Origin of the sequence: Streptomyces sp. NPDC002130, from assembly GCF_040296465.1 — a bacterium.
Lineage (GTDB): Bacteria > Actinomycetota > Actinomycetes > Streptomycetales > Streptomycetaceae > Streptomyces.
Genome location: NZ_JBEOXI010001084.1, coordinates 1 through 1,165, shown reverse-complemented (window position 1 = coordinate 1,165; position 1,165 = coordinate 1). Strand labels below are relative to the sequence as shown.

General features: G+C 64.7%; 1 protein-coding gene and 1 pseudogene. One reads left to right on the top strand and one right to left on the bottom strand.

The features are described from left to right. Positions 1-15 precede the first annotated feature (15 nt). Positions 16-96, bottom strand: a pseudogene (locus ABT116_RS51275) (AAA family ATPase); the annotation flags it as partial. A 27-nt stretch (positions 97-123) separates the two neighbouring features. Between ABT116_RS51275 and ABT116_RS48605 the strand changes: the two are divergent. After that, positions 124-1,165, top strand: a 1,042-nt coding sequence (locus ABT116_RS48605; RefSeq protein WP_351647960.1) for an AMP-binding protein, incomplete at its 3' end; no start/stop codon positions are given.

Below are 1,165 nucleotides of genomic sequence, written 5' to 3'. Positions count from 1 at the left end.
GCCCCGATGGGGCGCTCACCACTGGGGTGGGCTGGCGATGGAGCGGGCCAGGACGTCGTCCAGTACGCGCGCCGTCTCGGGGACGTCCAGCTGGGCCACACCGGAAAGTTCCGCGGCGGCGATATGGCGGCCGTTGCATCCGAGGCGATTTCGATTTCGGGAGAGGAAGTTCTCGCAGTCAACTTCGAGGATTGGGATCGTCAGGTTCGAGGTTGGGCGGGCGAACGGGGCGTACTGCCCGAAGTCTCTCCTGACGACAATGCGCAGATTCAGTACACGTCGGGGACCACCGGCGCGCCCAAGGGGGCGCTGCTGCACCACCGAGGTTTGGTCAACAATGCCGATTTCGTCAGTCGGAGAGGCCGATTCCCTGAGCGGGGTTCGGTTGTTTCGGCCATGCCGCTGTTCCACACCGCCGGGTGCGGCATCCTGGTTCTCGGCGCGGCACAGCGAAGAATGTCCATCGGCCTGATCCAGTACTTCGATCCGACTGCGGTTCTCGATGCGGCGGAACGCTTTCACGCCGACGTGGTCAGTGGAGTGCCGACGATGCTGATCGCCATGATCAACGACGCCACCTTCGCCGGCCGCGATTTCTCGGCCTGCTCGGTGGTCGTATCCGGTGGGTCGTCGGTGCCGCCCGAACTCGTCAGCACGGTGGAGTCGGCCTTCGGGGCGGGGTTCAGCATCGTCTACGGACAAACCGAGGCCAGCCCCGTCATCACACAGACCAGCCCGGCCGACACGCACGAAGACAAGTCGGAGACGGTCGGACTCGCGTTGCCTCAGGTCGAGGTGAAGATCTCCGACGTCGTGACCGGGGACAGCGTCCCGCTCGGCGAACAAGGCGAGATCTGTGCTCGCGGGTACCTCGTCATGACCGAGTACTTCCGCAATCCGGAGGCCTCGGCCGCCACTGTCGACGAGGACGGTTGGTTGCATACCGGTGACCTGGGGACGATGGATCAACGTGGATACGTCCGGGTGACCGGCCGCCTCAAGGACATGATCATCCGCGGCGGGGAGAACATCTATCCGCGTGAGGTCGAGTCCGTGATCTTCACGCACCCGAAGATTCTGGACGTCGCGGTTGTCGGTGTCCCCGACGAGGTGTGGGGTGAGCGGGTCGTCGCCGTGATCCGGTGGAAGGACGAGTCCGACCAAC